Annotated in this window: 24 protein-coding genes; 1 reads left to right on the top strand and 23 read right to left on the bottom strand. The window is 41.8% G+C overall.

Annotation, left to right across the window (positions count from 1 at the left end):
* Positions 1 to 50: 50 nt before the first annotated feature.
* The 14 genes from NSQ49_RS20190 to NSQ49_RS20125 form a co-directional block, all read right to left on the bottom strand.
* On the bottom strand, positions 51 to 524 hold the full coding sequence (locus tag NSQ49_RS20190) for a cell wall elongation regulator TseB-like domain-containing protein (RefSeq protein ID WP_159864267.1): 474 nt from the start codon (positions 522 to 524) through the stop codon (positions 51 to 53).
* Between the two features lie 15 nt (positions 525 to 539).
* Positions 540 to 710, bottom strand: coding sequence for a YpmA family protein (locus NSQ49_RS20185; protein ID WP_009332715.1), 171 nt, complete (start codon positions 708 to 710; stop codon positions 540 to 542).
* 293 nt (positions 711 to 1,003) lie between these two features.
* Positions 1,004 to 1,852, bottom strand: coding sequence for an ATP-dependent DNA helicase (locus tag NSQ49_RS20180; protein WP_251283628.1), 849 nt, complete (start codon positions 1,850 to 1,852; stop codon positions 1,004 to 1,006).
* Between the two features lie 355 nt (positions 1,853 to 2,207).
* Positions 2,208 to 5,009, bottom strand: coding sequence for an ATP-dependent DNA helicase DinG (gene dinG / locus NSQ49_RS20175; protein ID WP_251283629.1), 2,802 nt, complete (start codon positions 5,007 to 5,009; stop codon positions 2,208 to 2,210).
* A gap of 166 nt (positions 5,010 to 5,175) precedes the next feature.
* Entirely contained in the window at positions 5,176 to 5,559 is a 384-nt protein-coding gene (gene panD, locus NSQ49_RS20170; RefSeq protein WP_159864276.1) for an aspartate 1-decarboxylase, read from the bottom strand.
* A gap of 14 nt (positions 5,560 to 5,573) precedes the next feature.
* Positions 5,574 to 6,431, bottom strand: a complete 858-nt coding sequence (panC, locus tag NSQ49_RS20165; protein ID WP_251283630.1) for a pantoate--beta-alanine ligase — start codon at positions 6,429 to 6,431, stop codon at positions 5,574 to 5,576.
* On the bottom strand, positions 6,428 to 7,264 hold the full coding sequence (gene panB, locus NSQ49_RS20160) for a 3-methyl-2-oxobutanoate hydroxymethyltransferase (protein ID WP_159864441.1): 837 nt from the start codon (positions 7,262 to 7,264) through the stop codon (positions 6,428 to 6,430). Before panB ends, panC begins: the two co-directional genes overlap by 4 nt.
* A gap of 343 nt (positions 7,265 to 7,607) precedes the next feature.
* Positions 7,608 to 8,591, bottom strand: coding sequence for a biotin--[acetyl-CoA-carboxylase] ligase (locus NSQ49_RS20155; RefSeq protein WP_251283631.1), 984 nt, complete (start codon positions 8,589 to 8,591; stop codon positions 7,608 to 7,610).
* A complete protein-coding gene (locus NSQ49_RS20150) occupies positions 8,564 to 9,772 on the bottom strand; it encodes a CCA tRNA nucleotidyltransferase (protein ID WP_251283632.1) in 1,209 nt (402 codons plus the stop codon). The genes NSQ49_RS20155 and NSQ49_RS20150 overlap by 28 nt, the downstream gene beginning before the upstream one ends.
* Positions 9,772 to 10,914 (bottom strand): N-acetyl-alpha-D-glucosaminyl L-malate synthase BshA, encoded by a 1,143-nt coding sequence (gene bshA, locus NSQ49_RS20145; protein ID WP_159864288.1) that lies wholly within the window; start codon positions 10,912 to 10,914, stop codon positions 9,772 to 9,774. Before bshA ends, NSQ49_RS20150 begins: the two co-directional genes overlap by 1 nt.
* Positions 10,911 to 11,627, bottom strand: a complete 717-nt coding sequence (gene bshB1, locus NSQ49_RS20140) for a bacillithiol biosynthesis deacetylase BshB1 (RefSeq protein ID WP_159864291.1) — start codon at positions 11,625 to 11,627, stop codon at positions 10,911 to 10,913. The genes bshA and bshB1 overlap by 4 nt, the downstream gene beginning before the upstream one ends.
* Positions 11,614 to 12,036, bottom strand: a complete 423-nt coding sequence (mgsA, locus tag NSQ49_RS20135; protein ID WP_159864294.1) for a methylglyoxal synthase — start codon at positions 12,034 to 12,036, stop codon at positions 11,614 to 11,616. Before mgsA ends, bshB1 begins: the two co-directional genes overlap by 14 nt.
* Positions 12,037 to 12,050: 14 nt before the next feature.
* Positions 12,051 to 12,854, bottom strand: coding sequence for a 4-hydroxy-tetrahydrodipicolinate reductase (gene dapB / locus NSQ49_RS20130; protein WP_251283633.1), 804 nt, complete (start codon positions 12,852 to 12,854; stop codon positions 12,051 to 12,053).
* A 14-nt stretch (positions 12,855 to 12,868) separates the two neighbouring features.
* On the bottom strand, positions 12,869 to 13,201 hold the full coding sequence (locus tag NSQ49_RS20125; RefSeq protein ID WP_159864300.1) for a nucleotide pyrophosphohydrolase: 333 nt from the start codon (positions 13,199 to 13,201) through the stop codon (positions 12,869 to 12,871).
* A gap of 216 nt (positions 13,202 to 13,417) precedes the next feature.
* Here NSQ49_RS20125 and NSQ49_RS20120 point away from each other — a divergent pair, with 216 nt between their 5' ends.
* The gene (locus NSQ49_RS20120) at positions 13,418 to 14,290 is read left to right on the top strand and encodes a YitT family protein (RefSeq protein ID WP_159864303.1); all 873 of its coding nucleotides are present in this window, start codon (positions 13,418 to 13,420) and stop codon (positions 14,288 to 14,290) included.
* Between the two features lie 62 nt (positions 14,291 to 14,352).
* Here NSQ49_RS20120 and NSQ49_RS20115 read toward each other — a convergent pair whose 3' ends face one another.
* From NSQ49_RS20115 to NSQ49_RS20075, 9 genes are all read right to left on the bottom strand, one after another.
* Positions 14,353 to 15,033, bottom strand: a complete 681-nt coding sequence (locus NSQ49_RS20115) for a zinc metallopeptidase (RefSeq protein WP_159864306.1) — start codon at positions 15,031 to 15,033, stop codon at positions 14,353 to 14,355.
* 393 nt (positions 15,034 to 15,426) lie between these two features.
* On the bottom strand, positions 15,427 to 16,203 hold the full coding sequence (ypjB, locus tag NSQ49_RS20110; RefSeq protein WP_251283646.1) for a sporulation protein YpjB: 777 nt from the start codon (positions 16,201 to 16,203) through the stop codon (positions 15,427 to 15,429).
* A 402-nt stretch (positions 16,204 to 16,605) separates the two neighbouring features.
* Entirely contained in the window at positions 16,606 to 17,202 is a 597-nt protein-coding gene (locus tag NSQ49_RS20105) for a DUF1405 domain-containing protein (RefSeq protein ID WP_159864309.1), read from the bottom strand.
* A gap of 121 nt (positions 17,203 to 17,323) precedes the next feature.
* Positions 17,324 to 18,091, bottom strand: coding sequence for a menaquinol-cytochrome c reductase cytochrome b/c subunit (locus tag NSQ49_RS20100; protein ID WP_159864312.1), 768 nt, complete (start codon positions 18,089 to 18,091; stop codon positions 17,324 to 17,326).
* Positions 18,092 to 18,134: 43 nt separating this feature from the next.
* A complete protein-coding gene (gene qcrB / locus NSQ49_RS20095; protein ID WP_009332736.1) occupies positions 18,135 to 18,809 on the bottom strand; it encodes a menaquinol-cytochrome c reductase cytochrome b subunit in 675 nt (224 codons plus the stop codon).
* 3 nt (positions 18,810 to 18,812) lie between these two features.
* Positions 18,813 to 19,319, bottom strand: a complete 507-nt coding sequence (locus NSQ49_RS20090; protein WP_159864315.1) for a QcrA and Rieske domain-containing protein — start codon at positions 19,317 to 19,319, stop codon at positions 18,813 to 18,815.
* A 149-nt stretch (positions 19,320 to 19,468) separates the two neighbouring features.
* Positions 19,469 to 19,933 carry a YpiF family protein gene (locus NSQ49_RS20085; RefSeq protein ID WP_159864318.1) on the bottom strand — a complete coding sequence of 155 codons (465 nt, stop codon included), beginning with the start codon at positions 19,931 to 19,933 and terminating at the stop codon, positions 19,469 to 19,471.
* A gap of 113 nt (positions 19,934 to 20,046) precedes the next feature.
* On the bottom strand, positions 20,047 to 20,592 hold the full coding sequence (locus tag NSQ49_RS20080) for a ReoY family proteolytic degradation factor (RefSeq protein ID WP_251283634.1): 546 nt from the start codon (positions 20,590 to 20,592) through the stop codon (positions 20,047 to 20,049).
* Between the two features lie 79 nt (positions 20,593 to 20,671).
* Positions 20,672 to 21,934: a tetratricopeptide repeat protein gene (locus tag NSQ49_RS20075; RefSeq protein ID WP_159864321.1), complete on the bottom strand. Its 1,263-nt coding sequence runs from the start codon at positions 21,932 to 21,934 to the stop codon at positions 20,672 to 20,674.
* Between the last annotated feature and the right edge of the window lies 1 nt (position 21,935).

Genomic DNA, 21,935 nt, shown 5'->3' with positions numbered 1-21,935 from the left:
TGCTTGTTTCCTCCCGAGTTCTCCTGCATTGCGTCGGCGATTGCCTAAGACTACAGGTTTTCAATTTTTTTCAGCCATTCCCCTGTCTTAAAATCTATATAATAATAATTTATTAAATTATTGCCGGAACGGTAATGAATTTCCCATAATGGAATATTTTTCTCCATCCCCAGCCGGACAGACACGATCTCAGCAGAATTTTTCTCATGCTTAAGTCTGTTGATGGCTTCACTTTTGGAAATTCCTTCAGATTGCTTCAGCGTAACAATTTTCCCTTTTTTTTCGGGAACCCAAACATATATGCTTGTCCCATCATGATCTTTGCCTTCAATTACATAGCAGGTCTCAGTGCCATGATATAAACTGAAATCCTCAGTTTCAGCAAGATCCGTTTCTTGTTTAGCACGTTCTACGGCCTTTGATTCAGCGGCTTTGACGGGCTTCATACTATTAAAATATATTAAAGAACCTGCTCCAATACTGATAACAAGCAGAATAATGATACTCCATATTGCTTTTTTCATGTCTCAATCACTCTTCTATGTACGATAAATCGTAAAAATCGCTTTATTTTGGTCTTCCTGATCAAGCGCCAAACCGAACATCAAATCTTTCTCTTTTAGTGTCCTGTTCAAGGCATCAACAATTTTATACAGATCAGGGCTTTGCTGGATCTTCACCGTAGATAAAACCTCTATTTTACTTTCCATTCTGGAATTCCTCCTCAGCCTCTACAATATTTGTAACTTATATACCCAACCGTTAAGGTTAAACTAATTTTACAAAGAAATAAATCTCAGTAACAGTATAACAGCAGAAATGATTAAACTGGTAATAAAACATAATAAATTTTCTTCTGGTCCACCACGTCATGCTGCGCCATAAGCGCAGCTTTTTCATTTCCTGCCGGGATGAAAATGGCTAAAGCCGCACTTAGTGAGCAGAAAAAATAATCGCCTCCACAAAATATTCCCTGTGAATATTCCGTGAAGGTTAATTTCTCTTATTTGAACTTTTCACCCTGGAAAATCGTAAATAGCTCATAATTAACGTCGGTAAATTTAATGGTGATGGTTCCATGCTTCCTTGTATAATATACATCAACCCAGGCATCATTTAACAGTCTGAACAGATCTGTATCATGTTTTATGGACTTTCTATAAAAAAGAATACCGATCTGGGGATCAAGGTGTTTAATCATGTCTTCTGATATAGAGCCATCCCTTCCAAATGCAGGCAGTTTAACCATGTTCACATTCGATAAGTCTTTTCCCATGAGAACATCATTGGCTTTTGCGCTTGTCGAGTTCATAAACAATATCCGATGTCTTTCAAATGTAAAGGAAATATCCATCCCTTCTCCCTGATCACTGCCTTCGTATAGAACATCAGCGTGAAATTCCGGAAAAAGCTGCTGCTTTGTATTCTGCTTCCAGGAATGAAAATCAAGATTACTTATTCCTTTCTCAGCCTGCAGCTCTGAAACTGCTGGTTCACTCGCTATAATTTCCCTTACCCCGAAGTTCTTGATCAGCCATCTAAGGCTTGCCTTATTATATAATTCCTCATCTGTCAGGATGACTGCTGAAATCTGATTAACGCCATATAATTCAAGGAGCTTTTTTAATTCTCCCTCTGTTCCTTTCCCACCCGTGTTAATTAGGATTTTTTCGCCATTCCCATGATGAATTAAAGCAGATTCGCCATCGGATAAAGAAAAAAATGTCATAGCCAGTTCATCACTTTTTAGTTTTAGGTCAATGCTTTCCACTTTAACAGGAACTGCCGGTGAATCTTTAGGTATGTAATACCAATTTGCAAACAGCACCATAAATGCGAACAGCGCGTTCATCTTTCCATTCCTCCTACATTGAAACAGAGCAGATTGAGAAACAGCTAATAAAATTGAAACCCAACAAATTTATAATGTGTTAATCATCTAAATTTATCCTGCTTAACGGACCTTTGTCATCATAAAAGCAGGCTCTTTTCGTGTAAATTATTGTTTTCGCCTATCAATGTTGCCGTTATTTGCTGCGAAGGGCTGCCCAAGCGTTCTGCGGAGCTGCGGTGAGCCTCCTCGGCGCTGCGCGTCGGCGGGGTCTCACCTGTCCTCGCACCTTCCGCTGCAACAACTCAGAAAATAGGATACAAAAGCAACAACTCTTATGAAAACAGCCTAAAAGAAAGTGAAAATACACTGAATTTTATAGCCAAGTATTAATCAATTCAACAATTTCATCAATATTGTTTTTCTCAACAGGGATAGGAGGAATGGAATCCAGGAATGCTTTTCCATATCTTGCGGTGATGATTCTCCGGTCAAATATGACGATGACCCCCCTATCGGAACTTGTTCTTATCAGCCTCCCAACCCCCTGCTTAAAGCGGATAATTGCCTCAGGCAATGAGTATTCGGAGAACGGGTTTTTTCCTTTATTGGCAATTTGCTCATTTTTTGCCTGCGCCATCGGTTCATCAGGCGGTGAAAAAGGCAGTCTTACAATTACCAGACAGGAAAGATCCTCACCCGGGATATCAACACCCTCCCAAAAGCTGCTTGTCCCCAAGAGAATGGCCTTTTCAAAACGCTGAAAGTTTCTCGTGAGCCTTGATCTGCTTCCGCTTGTCACACCCTGGGCAATAATAGCATAATCCTCCAGGAACCCTGATTCCTTGATAAGCTCATGGGTTCTCCTTAACATTTCATGTGAAGTGAAAAGTATCAGCATTCTTCCCTTTGCTGCTTCCGCAATTGAAATAATATGCTCGGTAATGGATGCCACATACTCTTCGAGTGGCACTGCATTTACTTCAGGCAAATCATCAGAAACTAAGAGCTTAACCTGATTCTGATAATCAAAAGGAGATTGAATTTGCTTAAGCGTGCATTGATGCTCCTCCAGCCCCAATTCCTTTAAGATGAAACTAAAAGAATTTTTTACAGATAAAGTGGCAGATGTAATGACTGCACTTTCCTTTTGGCTGAAGAATTGATCTTTAAGGTAATCAGAAACCGATACAGGCTGTGCATAAACAGTCGTGGCGTTTTGCGCTGAGCGGGTATCCATTTCTACCCATACAACAAATTCCTCTCCCGGCAAGTGAAAGATGTGATTTAAATCATCATTTATATCCCGCAAATCATCCACAATAGAAGCCACTTCCTCCATTAATGCCTTTTCCTCAAGAGAAAGAGCCGATTTAATCGCTGAAACTGCACACACACGGCTGTCTATAGCCTGGATTAAATCCTTAAGCATGAAACCAAAACGTTCGGCACTCGTTAATACTGCCTTCGTTTCCTTATTGGAGCCATTTTTATTAAATCTTACTGAAATTCGATTTACACTTTTTTTAGCTTTATTGTTCTTTTTAGCAAAAATCGCTATTACTCTAAACAATTCATCCATTTCATGAAGAATATCAGCTATCACTTGGTTGACTTCAAAGGAATGCATGAGATCATCACGTGTCCCTGCTTTCTCCTCCACAAGCTTCTCCAGCTTATAGTAAAGCTGTTTCTGTTCAATCATTCCAATTTGTCCAAGCAGCAGCCGCAATGATAAATAATCCAGCTTGTTTCCGAAATGTTTCCCGGAAGCCTTAACAAAATGATGCCCCTCATCGATCACCACATGGCTGAATTCCGGCAAAATAGCATTACTTGCTGTAAGATCAGTTAAAAGCAGGGAATGATTCGTAATGATGATATCAGCGTTTTGTGCTTCCTTTCTTGCCCTCAGATAAAAATCTCTGGAGATCCACGACTTATCCTGCAAAAATGCTGTTTCATCATTCTTAATTCTGCTCCAGTAGATCATCCCGCCGCTTGAGAGGTTTAATTCATCAATATCACCCGTATCAGTCTCCAGAAGCCAGACAAGAATCTGCATTTTACTGAGGATTGTATCATAATTATCTTCCTCATCTCTTAGCGTTTGGACAAACTTCGCAAGGCTTATATAGTGGCTTCTCCCCTTTAGCAATACAGTGCTAAGCGAAAATGACAGCATTTTTTGCAGCAGGGGAATATCCTTAGAAAGCAGCTGCTCCTGCAGCTGTGTTGTATATGTACTGATAATGACAGTTCTTCCGCTCTTCTTAGCATATAGAGCTGCAGGAACGAGATATGCCAAGGATTTCCCTACACCAGTCCCTGCCTCTATCAATGCATGCTGTTTGTTATTAAAAGCCTCATAAACTGAATCCATCATGATGAATTGGCCTTCCCTTTTTTCATAGGCAGGGAAAGCTTTAATGAACAAAGCCTGTTTTTCCTCTTCACGAATAGGAAAGCCCTGAAACTCTGAGTCTGCAGACGCCTGCTGTCCCGTCCCTCTTTTTAAAGCAATCCCCCGGTGAACTTCAATATCATCTGCAAGCTGCTCAATCTTACTTTCATTAATTAAATGGTGCTCGTCCAAAAGTATATCAAGGTCACTCTTTAAGCCTCCAGACAGCTTATGCAGGCGTTCAATGGTGGTATGAGGAAGGTTTTTAAGCTTATTCAACAATATTAACAGGAGTTCAGCCGTAACATATGCATCGCTGTCTGCCTGATGGGGACGTTCATGATTAAGGCCTTCCCGAAGTGCCAGATCCGACAATTTATAGCTATCTGCAGTGGGAAAAAGAATTCGCGCCATCTCCACTGTATCCAGGACAGGACCGTAAAACCCGTTATATCCCGCTTCAATCAATTCCTCCTGCAGAAAAGACAGATCAAACAAAACATTGTGAGCCACAAAATAGGCACCCTCAAGCAAAGTCAGAACTTTAGGGGCAACCTCCGAGAAAAGCGGGGCGTTCTCAACCATTTCATCTGACAAACCTGTCAGTTCTTCAATGAAAGGGGGAATGGATTGCTCCGGGTTAATAAGGGAGGAATATTGCTCTGTTATTTTTCCGTTTTCAATTACCACAGCAGCGAATTGTATTATTTTATCGCCTTTTTTGGGGGCGTTCCCGGTTGTTTCCAAATCCACTACAACATATTTATTACCCATGGCTAACACCTCTATATTCAGTCATTCAAAAGGTATCACAAAAACGGAAAAAGAAAAAGGCAAATACTTCTCCCTCTTTATTTTCTTCACTTGCTCAGGTCCCTTATTCGCTGCCGATTATAAAAAAGAGCCGAAGCTCCAAAAGAGTTCCGCTCTGGTTAATACACTATAGCACTGTGCTTTCCGGTTCTGCATGTATCATGTCAGTGATCCGATTTCTGCTGTCCATTATGGCTACCTTTGGTTCATGATATGGCACCTTTTCATCAGGAACAAGAGCATATGAAATGATTATGACAATGTCGCCTTCCTGAACAAGACGTGCAGCTGCCCCATTCACACAGATTACTCCACTGCCTCTTTCCCCAGGAATGATATAGGTTTCAAATCTTGCACCATTGTTATTATTCACAATTTGGACCTTTTCATTTGGTGCCATTCCTACCGCTTCAATAATATTTGTATCAATAGTGATGCTGCCAACATAATTTAAATTGGCTTCTGTTACTGTTGCACGATGGATCTTGCCATTCATCATGGTGCGAAACATGCTGACTTCCTCCCTTAGCTATCTTTTTGAACTGATAATATTGTGTTATCGATTAAGCGGGCCTTACTAAATTTAACGGCCATTGCAATAATTACCTTTTCTTCCAGACGGGAAAGCGGTTTAAGATCAGGATAGGATAGAATTTCAATATAATCTATTTCCCCGCTTGTGTTTTTTTCAATAAATTCTTTGATGCTGCTGATAACCTTCACGGGATCGTACTCCCCTTCGGCTACCAGTGATTCCGCAACCTTAAGACTTTGGTGGAGAGCAGAAGCCTGGTCGCGTTCTGGCGGCAAAAGATGTACATTCCGCGAGCTCTTGGCAAGGCCATCTTCCTCTCTGACGGTCTTTACAGGGACAATCTCGACTGGAATATTAAAGTCTCGTACAAGTCCGTCAACAACAGCCACCTGCTGGGCATCCTTCATTCCAAAATAAACCTTATCCGGCTGAACAATGTTGAAAAGTTTTATCAGGACTGTGGCGACACCATCAAAATGTCCAGGCCGGGACTTTCCGCATAAAACATCTGTCCGCTCCTGTACCTTAGCCGTTACGGACAATGTGGAAGGATACATATCATCTGCTGAAGGAAAGAAAAGATAATCGCAGCCCTCTTTCTTTGCAAGGCTGCTGTCACGCTCTAAATCCCTTGGGTATGTCGCTAAATCTTCTTTTGGGCCAAATTGCAGCGGATTGACAAAGATGCTGACAACTGTTATATCATTTTCTTTCTTTGCATTTCTTACTAATGATAGATGGCCTTCATGCAAATATCCCATTGTCGGTACAAAGCCGATTGCTTTTCCTTCCCTTTTAAGCTGCAAAGCAATACTTTGCATTTCTCTTATATCTGTAATCGTTCTCATGCTTTTCCTCCATATAAACTCAGAAGCTCTTCCTCTTTCATTCTGAAAGAATGGGAATCATCAGGGAATGTTCCATTCTTGACTTCCGCGGAATACTTAGTGAGGCTGTCGCCGATTATCGGGTTCAGGTTTTCATACTGTTTCACGAACTTGGGCACACGATCTACACCGTATCCCAATACATCATGGTACACAAGGACCTGTCCATCAGTGTCTTTTCCGGCCCCAATTCCAATCACTGGAATTCTCAATTCTTCCGTAATCTGCTTTGCCAGCTGTTTTGGAACACACTCAAGAACAAGGGAAAAGGCTCCGGCTTTCTCACATTCCCTTGCATCCTCTATCAGTTTTCTCGCTGCTTCAGCGTTTTTCCCCTGGACCTTATAGCCTCCAAGGACCCCTACGGATTGCGGGGTCAGTCCAAGATGGGCAACTACAGGAATGCCTGCTTTAGTTAAAGCCCTGATTTGCTGTGCGACTTCATCACCGCCTTCAAGCTTAACAGCATGTGCACCTGTCTCCTGAATGAGCCTTGCCGCACTTAACAGTGTATCTTTCTCGGACAAATGATAGCTCATAAACGGCATGTCAATCACAATAAAAGTTTGTTGTGCCCCTCGTTTGACAGCTTTTCCATGATGAATCATATCCTCCATCGTAACAGGTACTGTTGAATCATAGCCAAGCACTACCATACCAAGTGAATCCCCGACAAGTATCATGTCCACATCGGCTTTTTCAGCGTGTTTAGCAGCAGGGAAATCATAGGCGGTCAGCATAACAATTTTCTCATGATTTTCCTTCATTCTTAAAAAGTCTGTTGTTTGCTTCATCATTCGTCCTCCTTATTCAGGAAGAGGCAATAAAACTTCAAAATGAGCAGGAAAAGCGGAAGCGCCTTGCCCACCCCGACAAGCGTGACCTCGTGGGGCAGATGCTGGAGCTACAAAGTTATCGAAGTTTTATAAACATTAAAAAAATCCTTCTGATGGCAGAAGGATTTTGTAAATAGCTCACATATCAGTTTATCCCTCTGTCCCGGTCCATTTTTGGATCTAGGCAGAAATATTATGTTGGTAATTCCTCAAAAAGGTGCAGTTCTGTTAAGGATACTGCCCATAAAAAGTATAACAAAAAGGCAAAAGATTTGGCTATAAAAAATTTCTGGCCGGAATTCTAGGCATCCAGCTCAATGTCTGCAGAATATACGTGATGGACTTTCCCGCTGCTGTCTTCAATCATCAGGACCCCATCATCGGTAATACCAAGAGCCTTGCCATATATGCTTCCGGTAATCGTTCTTGCGGTAAGGCTCTTGCCGATGCTGACTGCATAACTTTCCCATAACAGTTTAATCGGATAAAAGCCCTTTTCCAAATAAAGTTTATACAGATTTTCCAATTTACCAAGCAAGATCTTAATCAGCTCAGCTCTTGAAAGCTTTTCGCCTTTTTCAATGGATAATGAAGTAGCAACTTCTTTAAGCTCATCGGGATAATCATCCAGCTGCTGATTAACGTTGATGCCAATGCCAATAATAATAGAAATAATCCGGTCTGCATCCGCCTGCAGTTCTGTCAGAATTCCAGTAACCTTTTTCCCGTTCATCAAAATATCATTCGGCCATTTAATTTGCGGTGATAAATCGGTCAGCTCTTCAATTGCCTGTACAACAGCCACTGCTGTAATCAATGTCAGCTGCGGTGCTTTCGGAGGCGGAATGTTCGGTCTAAGAATAACACTCATCCAAATGCCTGTTGATTTTGGGGAATGCCATCTCCTGTCCATTCTCCCCCTGCCTGAAAGCTGTTCTTCAGCTATGACGATCGTTCCTTCCTGTGCACCCTCGTAAGCAAGGCGATGCGCAATCTTCTGAGTTGAATCAACACTTTCTTCATGATGAATCTGGCGTCCAAGTGTTTCAGTCTGCAAACCAAGCCTTATTTCATCAGGAGTAACCTTTTCAGGTGTTTTTATTATGCGGTAGCCTTTTCTTCTGACCGCTTCCAATTCAAAGCCTTCTTTCCTGAGCTCTTCAATATGCTTCCACACAGCCGTTCTTGAACAGCCAATCAGGTCAGCTAAATACTGGCCTGAAAGGTATTTTTCATCACTTGTCGTAAAAGCATCAATCAATTTGTTCCTGATTTCTGATTGCACTTTATGAGCCACTCCCTTATGGATTCATTGCTATTTCTCATTTCCCCGCGCAATACTGCTTTTTCAGTCTTTTCAAGCTCTGCTTTTATCCATGGACCAGGGGGTTTTCCAAACCAATGCATAAGCTGATCTCCATTAAGCTTCAGATCGCTTCTCTCTTTAATCGGCAGGGAGTGATATTGACTCAGCAGGATATCTGTTCCCCTGCTTGAGTCCTCATGCTGGATAACGTTCCGGACCCGTTCCGCGTTCAGGAATTTGCCCCCTGCCTGATAAAGGGAATAGTTATCCCACTCGTTTTTAGCTCTGTACCGGATCCAGCTTATGATCGACACTATCTTTTTTATCCTCTTTACAGGCAGTTTCCAGCTTTTCAGAAAAGCTTCAGTCTGCGACTCGTCCAGCTTAAAGAGGCAGGCAAGAAGGGCCCACATTTCATCTGCTGTCAGATCAGATGCATTATAATTTACCGCTTCTTTCAATTCCTGCTCAAAGCCGGACAATTTTGGAAGATAATTAGACAATCCGGTTTCCGCTATAACCTTAAGGGCTTTCATCCTGCCGGTTCCTGCCAACAGCTTTTCAAACTCTGCCAGCTTTCTTTCCACTGCAATGTTTTCAAGTAAATGAGACAGAGATGCCAGCGCATCATAAGTATCTTTCTCAATCTCAAATGCCAGCTGACTGAAAAACCGGACTGCTCTCATCATTCGAAGGGCATCTTCTGTAAATCTCTCAGCCGGCTTGCCTACAGTGCAGATTCTTTTTTCCTCTATAGCGCCCCTGCCGTTAAAGGGATCAATAAGCTGCCCGTCTTTATCCATAGCAATGGCGTTCATCGTAAAATCTCTTCTTCTCAAATCCTCTTCAAGTGATCTGATAAATTGCACTTCTGATGGCCGCCTAAAGTCCAGATATTCCGCCTCTGTTCTGAAGGTTGTAATTTCATAAGGTGTGCCATGATATAGAACCACCACAGTACCATGCTCAATACCCACATCTAGGGTTTTTGAGAAAATAGCTTTTACTTCCTCCGGGGTAGCTGAAGTGGCAATATCGACGTCTGCTATTTCTTTTCCAAGAATATAATCCCTGACCGAACCTCCTACAAAATAAGCCTCATAACCTGAAGCTTCTAACTTCTCAAGGACAGGTACTGCCTTTTCGAAAGCTTCATTCATCAGCGGTCACCTTTTTCCAGAAGTTCATAATAAAGCTCTTCATATTGAATGACAATACGGCCGGCACTGAACCTTTCCTTTGCAAGTGAGATGGATTGAGAAGAAAACTTCTTAAGCAGTTTCTCATCAGTTAACAATTTAGCTGCTTTTCGCGAGATATCAGTTATATCACCCATGGTGCAAATATAGCCGGTCTCACCATCGCTTATTACTTCGGGAATCCCGCCGACATCTGTACCGATGCATGGCACTCCGCATGCCATTGCCTCAAGGGCAACAAGTCCAAAGCTTTCCTTCTCGGATAATAAGAGCATTAAATCACTGATGCTGTAAAGCTCCTCCACATTATCCTGCTTTCCCAAAAACAAAACCTTGTCTTTAAGCTGCAGATCATTCACCAGTCTGCATATAACACTCATTTCCGGTCCGTCTCCTACTAACAGGAGCTTTGAAGGAACTTTTTCAGATATCTTTGCAAAGGCTTTAACAACATCCGGCACCCGCTTTACACCGCGGAAATTTGAAACATGAATGATCACCTTTTCACCGGGGTTAATGCCATATTCTTCTTTAAGGTAATGAGAATCGGTTTTTCTATAAATTCTTTCATCTATAAAGTTATAAACAGCACTTATGGACTTATCAGGTTTGATCAGGTCATAAGTTTGTGATATTAACGCTTTGGAAACAGCTGTAACTCCATCAGATTTTTCGATTCCAAACCGGATCGCATCTGTAAGTGACGGGTCATACCCGAGAACTGTAATATCTGTCCCATGAAGGGTGGTAACAATCTTAATATCTGTACCGCTCATCTGCTTTGCCAGAATCGCACAAACGGCATGGGGAATTGCATAATGCACATGAAGCAGATCAAGCCCTTCACGTTTTATCACTTCTGCCATTTTGCTTGCAAGCGCAATATCATAAGGTGCGTATTGAAATACAGAATATTGATTGACATCCACCTGGTGATAAAAAATATTGGGGTACATTCTTTTCAGTCTAAAAGGAAGACTGGATGAAATAAAATGAATCTCATGGCCTTTTTCGGCAAGCAATTTCCCTAATTCCGTCGCCACAACACCTGATCCTCCCACAGTAGGATAGCAGGTGATCCCTATTTTTAATTTTTTTCTCATAATTCTCCACCGAATATATCCATATTTAGCAGTAAGGGATTATTAACCTTAAAACCCTCTGCATACTGAACTCCTGCCTGTTTTCCAAACAGGCTTTCCCTCGCTGCAACAGTTTCAATATAACCATTGACAAGCGGTGTATCAAAAGAACCCGGGCTTTTAGTAAATTGACTCTGGTAAGCTTCAAGACCTGCAATTTTTTTATCCATATAAGCGGATATATCAATCAGAAAGTCAGGCTTATGGAAACCATTTATCATGTAAAAGTGAAGGCTTTTCACCTTATGCGGACCAGGATTGCCGCCTGTTTCAAAATTCCTGATTCCTGCTGAAAAAACAGCTTCTTCCACCAGGCGGGCACAGTGCCCATGGTCTGGATGCCTGTCTTCCATATATGGCGCAAACACAATTGCAGGCCTATATCTCCGGATCATTTCAGCAATCTTTTTTATGTATTCCTGGTTATAAAATAAGCCCCTGTCAGGCAGGTTAAGATTCTCCCGAATACGAACTCCCAGAATGTCCGCTGCTTTCAAAGCTTCGTCTTTTCGGATTTCTATCGTTCCATTGGAAGAAAGCTCTGCCCGGGTCAAGTCGCATATTCCAATCTGTTTTCCGGCAGAGGCAAATTTGGCAATAGTTCCGCCCATGCCGATTTCAACATCATCAGCATGCGCACCAAATGCCAGAATATCAAGTTTAGCTGGGTTCATTCATTTCACCTTTTTCACTTACGATATTCCTCCATGATAAATCGTTGCGTTCCAGGCCTTTAATAATAATTTCCGCTGTGCCCATATTGGTGGCGAGCGGTACAGCATAAACGTCACAAAGGCGCACTAAAGCTGAGACATCCGGCTCATGGGGCTGAACTGTCAGGGGATCTCTGAAGAAAAATACCACATCCATTTTATTGTTGGCAATTAGAGCTCCAATTTCCTGGTCTCCGCCAAGCGGCCCGGACTGAAAACGATGTATGGAAAGGCCTGTTTCTTTCATGATTCGTGAACCGGTTGTTCCGGTTGCATAAAGCGTATGATCAGCAAGGATAGATTTATAGGCGATTGCAAACCTAACAATATCGTCCTTTTTCTTATCATGGGCAATTAGGGCAATATTCATGTCGGCACCCCTTTCTAATCAATAATATTTTCAAGCCCGTAAACGAGCGTATCAATTTTTAACACTGTATCAACAGCAAGCTTTACTCCTGACATAAAGGAAGCTCTATTATACGAGTCATGACGGATGGTCAATGTCTGGCCCTCAGAGCCAAACATTACCTGCTGATGAGCAATCAGGCCTGGCAGGCGTACAGAATGTATATGCATGCCATCGAAATTTGCGCCTCTTGAACCTGGAATCGTTTCCTTCTCCTCCGGGTGCCCCTGCTCCTTTTCAGTTCTTACATCAGCAATCATCTCAGCTGTTTTAACCGCAGTTCCAGATGGAGCATCCAATTTCTGATCATGGTGCAACTCAATAATTTCTACATCATTAAAATATCTTCCGGCCAATTGGGAGAATTTCATCATTAAAACTGCACCAAGTGCAAAGTTCGGGGCAATAATGCAGCCAATTTCTTTTTCACGGCAGAGTTCTTCAAGCTCATTCAGATTTTCCTTTGAAAAGCCTGTTGTTCCAACTACTGGCCTTACACCATATTCCAGGGCCGTTTTTGTGTGGAACATCCCTACCTCCGGAGTGGTCAAATCGATCAGTACATCGGGACTTAGCTCCTGAAAGCATTGAGCAAGATCTGTATATATCGGAACTTGGCCAAATTGTGAGAAGCCTTCAAAATCGCCAAGAAAGCCACCTCCATTTTTATGATCGATCACAGCAGCTAACTCATAGTTCTCTGTACGATTAACCAGATGGACGGCTTCACTTCCCATCCTCCCCCGCGGTCCCGCTATAATAACTTTAACTTTATCCATTGTCCTCTCTCCTTCTATTCTTCAATTCTTGTCCATCTGTCTTTATCACGCGTGCTGAATTTTTTCATTACACGATCGTGCGCTTCTTCTAAATCAATATTTAAGGAATTGGCAAAGCATATAAGAACAAAGAGCATATCTCCAAGTTCTTCTTCAATAGCCTTTTCTTCCTCTGTAGATTTTTTTGGTTTTTCACCATAGTGGTGGTTTACTTCCCTGGATAATTCACCAAGTTCCTCCGTCATCCTTGCTAACATCGCTAATGGACTGAAATAACCTTCTTTGAATTGGCTTATGTATTGATCTACTTCTGTTTGCATATCTTTCATTGTTTTTGGAGTATCCATACTCTCACCTCAGCTTCTATTTAGATTTTCTATATACTCTGAATTCCACTTTTCATGTTAAGCTATTGCTCAGCTATTTTACAAATATTTTTTATCATGGCTTATAGATGAACAGTCGGCCGCACCTTGTCCTCTGATGTTATTGCTCTTATAATCTGTATCTTATATAATTAGAGACACTTTGATATTGTGATATTCAGGCAGCGGAGGGATATTATGTTTTCTGGATTAAAATTTAAGAATATTTTTTTCATTTTGCTCGGCTCGGCCATTTTTTCATGGGGACTTGTTCACTTTAATATGCAAAACAACTTGGCTGAAGGAGGCTTCACCGGTATTACCCTGCTTTTGTACTTCCTTTTCGAATGGGACCCTTCCTATACTAACCTTCTGCTAAATATACCTCTTTTCTTTATTGGATGGAAACTGCTGGGGAGAAATGTTTTTCTTTATACCATTATCGGAACGGTAAGTGTGTCGGTATTTTTATGGATTTTTCAGCGGTACCAGATTGAAATGCCTTTAAAAGAGGACTTGACTCTTGCTTCATTATTCGCGGGTGTATTTATCGGAATCGGGCTTGGGACTATTTTCAGGTTTGGAGGCACAACAGGCGGGGTCGACATAATTGCGAGACTTGTCCATAAATATGCCGGAGTCAGCATGGGAAAGACTATGTTCATTTTTGACTTTTTTGTAATAGCCCTTTCATTAATTACATATTTAAACTACAGGGAGGCCATGTATACGCTGGTTGCTGTGTTTATAGGTGCTAAGGTAATAGATTTCATGCAGGAAGGGGCTTATGCTGCAAGAGGGGCCATGATCATATCAGAACAGAATGATGCAATTGCCGAAAAAATAATGAAAGAGATGGACCGGGGCGTAACAGTTTTAAAAGGCCATGGTTCCTTCACTAAAAAAGAGCGGGAAGTATTGTATTGTGTTGTCGGCCGCAATGAAATTGTGCGGTTAAAAAATGCAATCACATCTGTTGACCCTCATGCATTTGTTTCTGTCACAGCTGTACATGATGTATTGGGGGAAGGCTTTACCCTGGATGAAAATAAAAAGCCGGTTGAACGATAAATATCGAAGTGATGTCCCAAAGGCATCACTTTTTTCATTAAAAAAGCCGGCATTGCCGGCTTTCACTCAGATCTGGTCATACCTGTATAGATAAGAATTAAACGCAGCAGTTCCAGCACAGCCACAGCTGCTGCCGCCACATATGTCAAAGCGGCTGCATTCAATACTTTTTTTGTCTCTCTTTCTTCATCGTTTCTGATTATGCCCAGAGATACCACCTGATCCATCGCACGATTAGAGGCATTGAACTCTACCGGAAGTGTGATTACCTGAAAAACCACTGCTGCTGCCATAAAGATAATTCCAAGAAGCACCATACCGCTCAAGCCCGCAAAAAAACCGATCATGATCAGAATCCAGGAGAAATTTGAACCAAGATTCGCAACGGGCACGAGCGCATGGCGGAAACGAAGAAAAGCGTAATCCTGATTATCCTGGATGGCATGGCCAACCTCATGGGCTGCAATAGCAGCAGCAGCCACAGAATGGCCATGATAGTTTGTTGCTGAAAGCCTCACAGTCTTGGTTCGCGGATCATAATGATCCGTTAGATGCCCCCTGGTTTCCTCAACGACAACTTTATATAGACCATTTGCATCCAGTATTCTTCTGGCTACCTCTGCCCCCCTCATTTGAGTAGATGAAGGAACTCTTGAATATTTGCTGTAAGCTCCCTTTACTTTCATTTGTGCCCAAAGCGGAACAAGAATAATTATTGCAAAATAAATGAGATATCCTCCCATTTTGTTACCTCCCATTAAGCTGGTCATGGTGATTTTTACAGCTGGCCTGAAGTCCAGCATATAAATCGCTCTGTCCTATCTTTTCCCTTTTCTCTTGATTGCAAAACGGAAGACTTTGATTATCAGCATAAATATTGTTGTTTATCTAATATGAATGCCCGTAAATTTCCTCTCCATGCACCCCAGAGAAAAATGGGGCGGGCGATGAGCATCCTCGATGCTGCGTGTCTGCTTGGTCTCAGCCATCGAGCTGCTTCATAAGAATCTTATATAAGCTTCCTAGTTCACGAAGGAAAAGTATGCATTTTCGAGAAACCTGCATCTTCTGCCAGATTCAGCTCAGCAGGTAATATAGGAAAAAGCATCAAACCTTGCGAAGCCAGCCTTTTATATTTATGATCTATTTTTTTGTCTAGCCCTGTCTCCTTTATATTTTCTCCATCCTACGTAAGATAATGTAATGATGATTATGCTTCCGGTTGAGATGATCACCCACCAGAGGGATGGATCAGTTTCATCTTCTGTCATTTCATCAAAGATAGTCTGCAGATCATTTTCCAATGCAGCAAGCTCCTGCTGGCTTGCCTGCTGGGTGAGTACCTGTGGCCGGTAATGATCAATAAAATTAATGCGGGCGTCCAGTTTTTGTACTTTTTCTGCATCAACATCAATCTTCAGACTGGGATAAATAACCTCATATAAAGATAAAAAAGAATTCAAATGTGAATGGAAGTTTTCGTTATTGCCGCTATATGCTGCTTCCTTTACCTCACCAAATACCGACATAATCGGCTTCTCCATTTCAGTCCATAACGGCTGATATTTAGAGGAAATTGCATCCATTACAAGCCGGAATTTTGTTGCATGATTCAGACGCTCTTCATGGCTCATAGATGTATTCACCGCAGCTTGTACAGCATCATCGTGAGAGACGGTAATAATCCGAAGTTCGTCCATTGTAAATGGCCTTTCCTTGCCGTTCACAGCAACAAATTGCTCGGAAAAATACTCCAGCAGCTTCTTGGCATCCTCATACCTGTGAAGCTTAACCATCTGTAAGGCTTCATTAGATAATTGGTCTAATTTATCTATTTTTGTTGTCTTATCTGCAGACACCATTCCAGGCAATAACATAATAATAATTAAGAATGCGATTACTTTTCGCCTCATCAAACTTGTCCCCCCTCAAATTACTATTAGATAAATATGAAAAGATGGACAAGGTTAGACCAGAAAAAAATTTTGGGAAAAAATAATACACATCAGACGCTTTTTTTTCAGCAAAAGGAGAAATTAGCTTCCTAAAGCGTAATGGAAAAGGCTCGATTTTAATAGTTTTTTTGCATGAAAAAGCCCGCAGATTTTTGCTGCGGGGGCTTACTTTTATTCAGAAAGATACAGGAGCCTTCTAAAGAAAATTGATAATAGCTTCATCAAATGATCACCGGGCGATGGATGCGCGTCAGCATTTTGAGGATCAGCGCCACTGCCATTATCAATTAGGAGATTAAATTAAAGTATGAAAAAACAGCAGGCTTTATGTAAATAGCCTTACATAACCCATTAACGGCACTATTTCGCTATATCCAAGCTAAACCGATTCTTTCTTAAGACGAAGTAATATGCTGCTCCCAGTGAAAAAATGCTGAGCCAGAAAGTAAAATAGCCGATTTGCGGTGTGTAAAGGTTTAAAATAGGATAGCGGGGAAGCATGAAAAATACGTAATCAATTACATCGTTATGCAGGGTCCAGATTCCCGTTATAGCAAGATGCCATGTTTTAAAACGATAGAATGGTGCATACAGCACACCCTGAACTGCCATTGCACCATGTGAAAAAATCAGCATTAGAGCAACAGGGTCCAGTTCACCTGTAACCTGAAATACGAGCAAATTCATAACTACAGCCCATATTCCGTATTTAATAAGAGTTACAATAGCTAAGGCTTCCAGCAAGGGCCAATTTCTGCCCAATAAAAAGGCGATCAGCACAAACATAAAAAACAGGCTCGCTGTAGGGCTGTCCGGTACGAAAGGCAAGAAAATAGCCGGTGTATCTACCAGCTGCCACTTATACCATATATACCCATAGATGGTGCCTGCAGTGTTGATAACCAGAAGCAGTATAAGCATAGCTCTGCTTCCTAATAAAGGATAGATCCATTTCATGTTTTTTCTCCTTTTCTCTATACACACGATTATTTCATCATTTTACCACATAAAACTCCTGTAAAAAAACGAATCTTTTTAGACAAAAAAAAGAAGCTGGCAATGCCAGCTTCTTTTTTAATTATTTGCTTTCAAGGCCAGAAATGAATTCAGCAAGCTTTTGAAGCTCTTCATCAGAGCCTTTAAACATTCCTGGAGGCATAGCGCCTTTACCGTTTTTGGCAATGTCAGCAACTTCTTCAGGTGTTAACCCGGTGTCAACAAGCGCAGGTGAACCTGCACCACCCTGAAGATCTCCTCCGTGGCAGGAAATACAGCCGTTTGCTTCAAAAATCTTGTAGCCTTCGTCTTCTTTATCAAACTCTGCTTCAGCCACAATCTTACCTTGCTGTGCAGCCGCCTCCCAGTCATGGTGGGCAACAGACTCCCAAGTCAGGTAAGTGATGCCGGCTAGTGCCAATAGCATAAAGCCGGTTGCTAAAGGACGCTTGGACGGACGGCGTTCAGGTCCGCGGTCAATGAATGGTGCAAGCATCAAAGCTCCGAATGCAAGACCCGGAATTATAAAAGCACCGATTGCATTATAAGGTCCAGATGCATAGCTGTATTTCAGAAGCTGGTACAAGAACAGGAAGTACCAGTCTGGCAGCGGGATATAAGCTGTATCACTTGGATCAGCAATTTTTTCTAACGGCGGCTCATGCGCAATTGTCAAGCATAGGAAACCGATAAGGAATACAGCCCCTACCATCCATTCCTTTAACAGGAAGTTTGGCCAGAATGCTTCTGTTTTTCCTGGATATTCCGAATAGTCTTTCGGAATATTCGGTTTACGTTCTGCAGGAACACGAGAGTCACCTACGAATTTCATACCTTTACCACGATGCATTGGGCGATTTCCCCTCCTTTTGCAATGATCAAAAAATTATTTCTTACAACGGTCCTGAAATACCCTGCTTACGAATCATAATAAAGTGGGCAGCCATTAACCCGAATAATGCAGCCGGTAAGAAGAATACATGGATAGCAAAGAATCGGGTGATCGTCTGCGCGCCGACAATATCAGAATGTCCTGCAATAAGTATTTTCAGATATTCTCCAATCAGCGGAGTAGATTCTACGATCTGAATTGTTACTTTTGTAGCGAAAAGGGCTTTCATATCCCAAGGCAATAAGTAACCTGTCAGTCCAAGTGCAAGCATTATGAAGAAAATAAGCACTCCGACAATCCAGTTTAATTCACGGGGCTTCTTATAAGCTCCCTGGAAGAAAACACGTAACGTATGTAGGAACATCATTACGATTACCAAACTTGCTCCCCAGTGGTGCATTCCGCGGACAATCTGCCCGAATGCAACATGGTTTTGAAGATAATACACGGATTCCCATGCATTTTTGATATCCGGAACATAGTACATTGTCAGGAACATACCGGATAAGATTTGAATTACAGTAACGAAGAACGTCAGACCGCCAAAACAGTAAACAAATGCAGAGAAATGATGTGCAGGGTTTACATGCTCAGGCACTTCATGGTCAGCAATATCCCGCCAGATCGGCGTAATATCTAAACGCTCATCTACCCAATCATAAATTTTGTTTAACAATTATTACGCCTCCTTTCGCGGTTCAGCCTTGCCTAAATACAAAAAGCCATCTTTTTCTGTGTAAGGGAATACATCAAGTGATGCAACCGGCGGTGTACCTGGAACGTTTGTCCCATCTTTTGTATAAAGACCGCCATGGCAAGGGCAATAGAAATGATCAGGGTTTGACTTGTCAGTATTCCAGTCAACTACGCACCCTAAATGCTTACATACTGGAGACAATGCAACAATTTCACCTTTATCATCCTTATAAACCCAAGCAGTGCCGGTAACTTCGGATGTGTACCATGCATCCTGCTGCTCGTAAGTGTAATCAACCCTTGTCGGCTTTTCGGTAATTTCAGCCACTTTTTGCTTTGTTGGAATAAAATCACTTTCACCAGCTGCCTGTAACACAGGATCAACCGCAAAACGGACCATCGGCATAAGCATGCCTGCTGCCATGAAACCGCCTACACCAGTAAGTGTATAGTTCAGGAATTGACGTCTAGAAACTCGATTTTTGCTCATACTTTTCCCCCCTCTATTATGAAGTTAAGTCCAACGGACAAAATTCAACACAATATAAAACTAGGACATAACAATGATATATCAATCTTTATTCAAGGTCAATATAATCCTTTGGCGAATCATGTAAATAGAGCGACTTAACATTCACACTATTCACCATTTTGCCACTTTTGCACGAAAAGATTCAGCAGCTGTTTCACCTGGTCATCCAAAATGGAATTCCGATAATTTTCATCCATATGCTCAAGAGGCAGGGATGGCAGCCAGATCAGGCCTCCTTCCAGCCGGTCTTCGAACGTTTTCCACATACTGTCCGAAGTTAAAAGGAAAATATGCTTAAATCCCTGTGCTTTCAATTCTGATTCCCATTGGCCCAAGCCGCTGATCAGGCTCTCTTCTGATGCCGATTTAAGGTAAGCATATCCTGGCAGCATGATGAGACGTCCTCTGAATTGCCGTTCAAGCTGAACACTTAGAAGCGAAATAAATTCTGTCATGGCTACAGACTGTTTGATATCATCGCCAAATGATACAGGAAGGAGAGGCAGAACAGCAGTGTCTACATATTGCCTTTCTTTAAGGAACATCTCGATATCCTGTGATATCCATTTCATATCATTCACTCCATTACATATATTTGCCTTCCTTAATATATCATTAATGATTGGACTGCTTCAAATCAGAAAATGCAGGCAAAATAAGAGCCCTGCTTTTATAAAAGCAAGGCTTAAATAGTTTCTAATCTATTCAGCTGCTGAGTCAAAACGTTAAATGCTTTTTTATCCTGCTTATCCAATGCTTCATCAATAAGCTCAAGGAGTTTTTCTCTTCTGAACTTTTCCAGGCTTTCTGTCAGGAACCTTTCGGCAATCAGCCGGTCCTTTTCGTTTATCTGAAGTGTCTTTGGCATAAAGGGATTTTCCTCCATGACAGCTGCATATTGATGGGCCTTATTTGAAGCATGGAAATTAAGCTGTATATAGATCTCTTCATCCCTGTTTAAGCGGATATCATGGAAGGACTTCTCCGCATCTGTGGTCATTACATTCTCTTTGTAAAAACGGAATGGAACTTCATCCACACAATGGGTCGACATGATCAGGCCTCTTGGACAATACTGGGCCTGTTCCACAAAATGCACCTTCTCCATAAGCTGGTCATGACTCATCAAATAATTGAGAATCCAAACACACTCTCTTCTTTTGAGCTGATAATGGTTTAAAAACCAGCGGATAAAATCTTTCTTCTCGTTGACAGATACAGGGGTCGCCATTTTTGATTCCCTCCTCTGCTTAAGGACAAATTTGGTCTTACTGGATTACATTAAGGCCACTTATAGGAACCTGCCTTATTTAATCAAGAAAATCATCCGTGAGTCGCTGCAGCATATCCAGATATTCTTCATTGCCGGGCTCCAGTTTGATTAATGTATTAAAAATTTCGGCAGCCTCTTCCCTTTTTCCTTCCTCAGTTAAAAAATATCCGTAATCTGAAAGAAAATCCGGCTGCTGTTTAAAGAAAGTATATGCAAGCTGATATCTGTTTAATGCCTCTGAATATTCCTCTATATGCTGAAAAGCAAGGGCTGAATCCCATATAAGCTGTGGTTCTTCAAGCTCGTTCAGCATTTCAGTAATTTCGATTACATCTTCATATCTTTCCTGCTGGAGAAGAAGCTTATTTAAAAGAATTGCTGCCTGGACATATTCGGGATCAAGTGCAAGAGCCTGCCTGAACATATCTTCTGCTTCTTTTTCATTGCCATTTTTCAGGGCAAGTTTGCCGCCATAGAAGTATAGTTCTTTGTTAAATTCGTCCTGTTTTATGCCTTCCTTGACCGCTTCCAGACCGCTGCCGGCTTCTTCCTCCCGCTCGTATGCCTGGGCAAGGTATAAATACAGGGAATGGTACTCAGGGTCGAGCTCCTTCAGTTCAGTCAATTTTTCAATAGCAGTGCGGTTAAATCCGGCTTGCAGCGCTGTGAAAGCATAACTGAAAAGGGTATTAATCTCCAGCTTGTCTTCAAGCGCTTTTTCATAATATGGAAGGGCATCTTCAAATGCGCCACCCGCGCTGAGGATATCCGCCAATCTCTGATTTACATTTATGCCTGCAATGATTTCTTCTTTCCTGAGAACAGCTTCATAAATCCGCTTTGCTTCCAGGAATCTTCCCTGCTCTGCATATAGTTCACCCAGGGCAAAATCTACAATTACCTCATCAGGCAATAATTCCTTTGCTTTCAGGAGCTTTTGTTCGCTGACCTCAAACAGACCATCCATTTGATAAAGGTCTGCTAATAATAGAAGCGATTGCGGAAAGCTCGGATCATGTTCATGTATTCTTTCAAGGACGAGGATAGCCTCCTCCTCATTTCCCAGATCAATATGAGTTTCGGCCAGCAGAACGAGCAGTTCCCCTTCTTCCGGATAGGCTTCCAGAAGCCGTTCATATAAGGCTTTTGATTCCTCAAGGAATCCATACTGGAACAATTCTTCTGCCAGCAGGAACCTTTCTTCATGGGAACCATCCAGCAGTATTTGCTGATAGCTCTCCAATGCTTCTTCATGATGACCGTTTTCTAAAAGAGTGATGATTTTATTTACTTTATCCATA

Origin of the sequence: Cytobacillus sp. FSL R5-0377, assembly GCF_038004385.1 — a bacterium.
Classification (GTDB): domain Bacteria; phylum Bacillota; class Bacilli; order Bacillales; family Cytobacillaceae; genus Cytobacillus.
The sequence above is the reverse complement of the archived record's forward strand: the minus strand, read 5'-3'. Positions and strand labels throughout refer to the sequence as shown.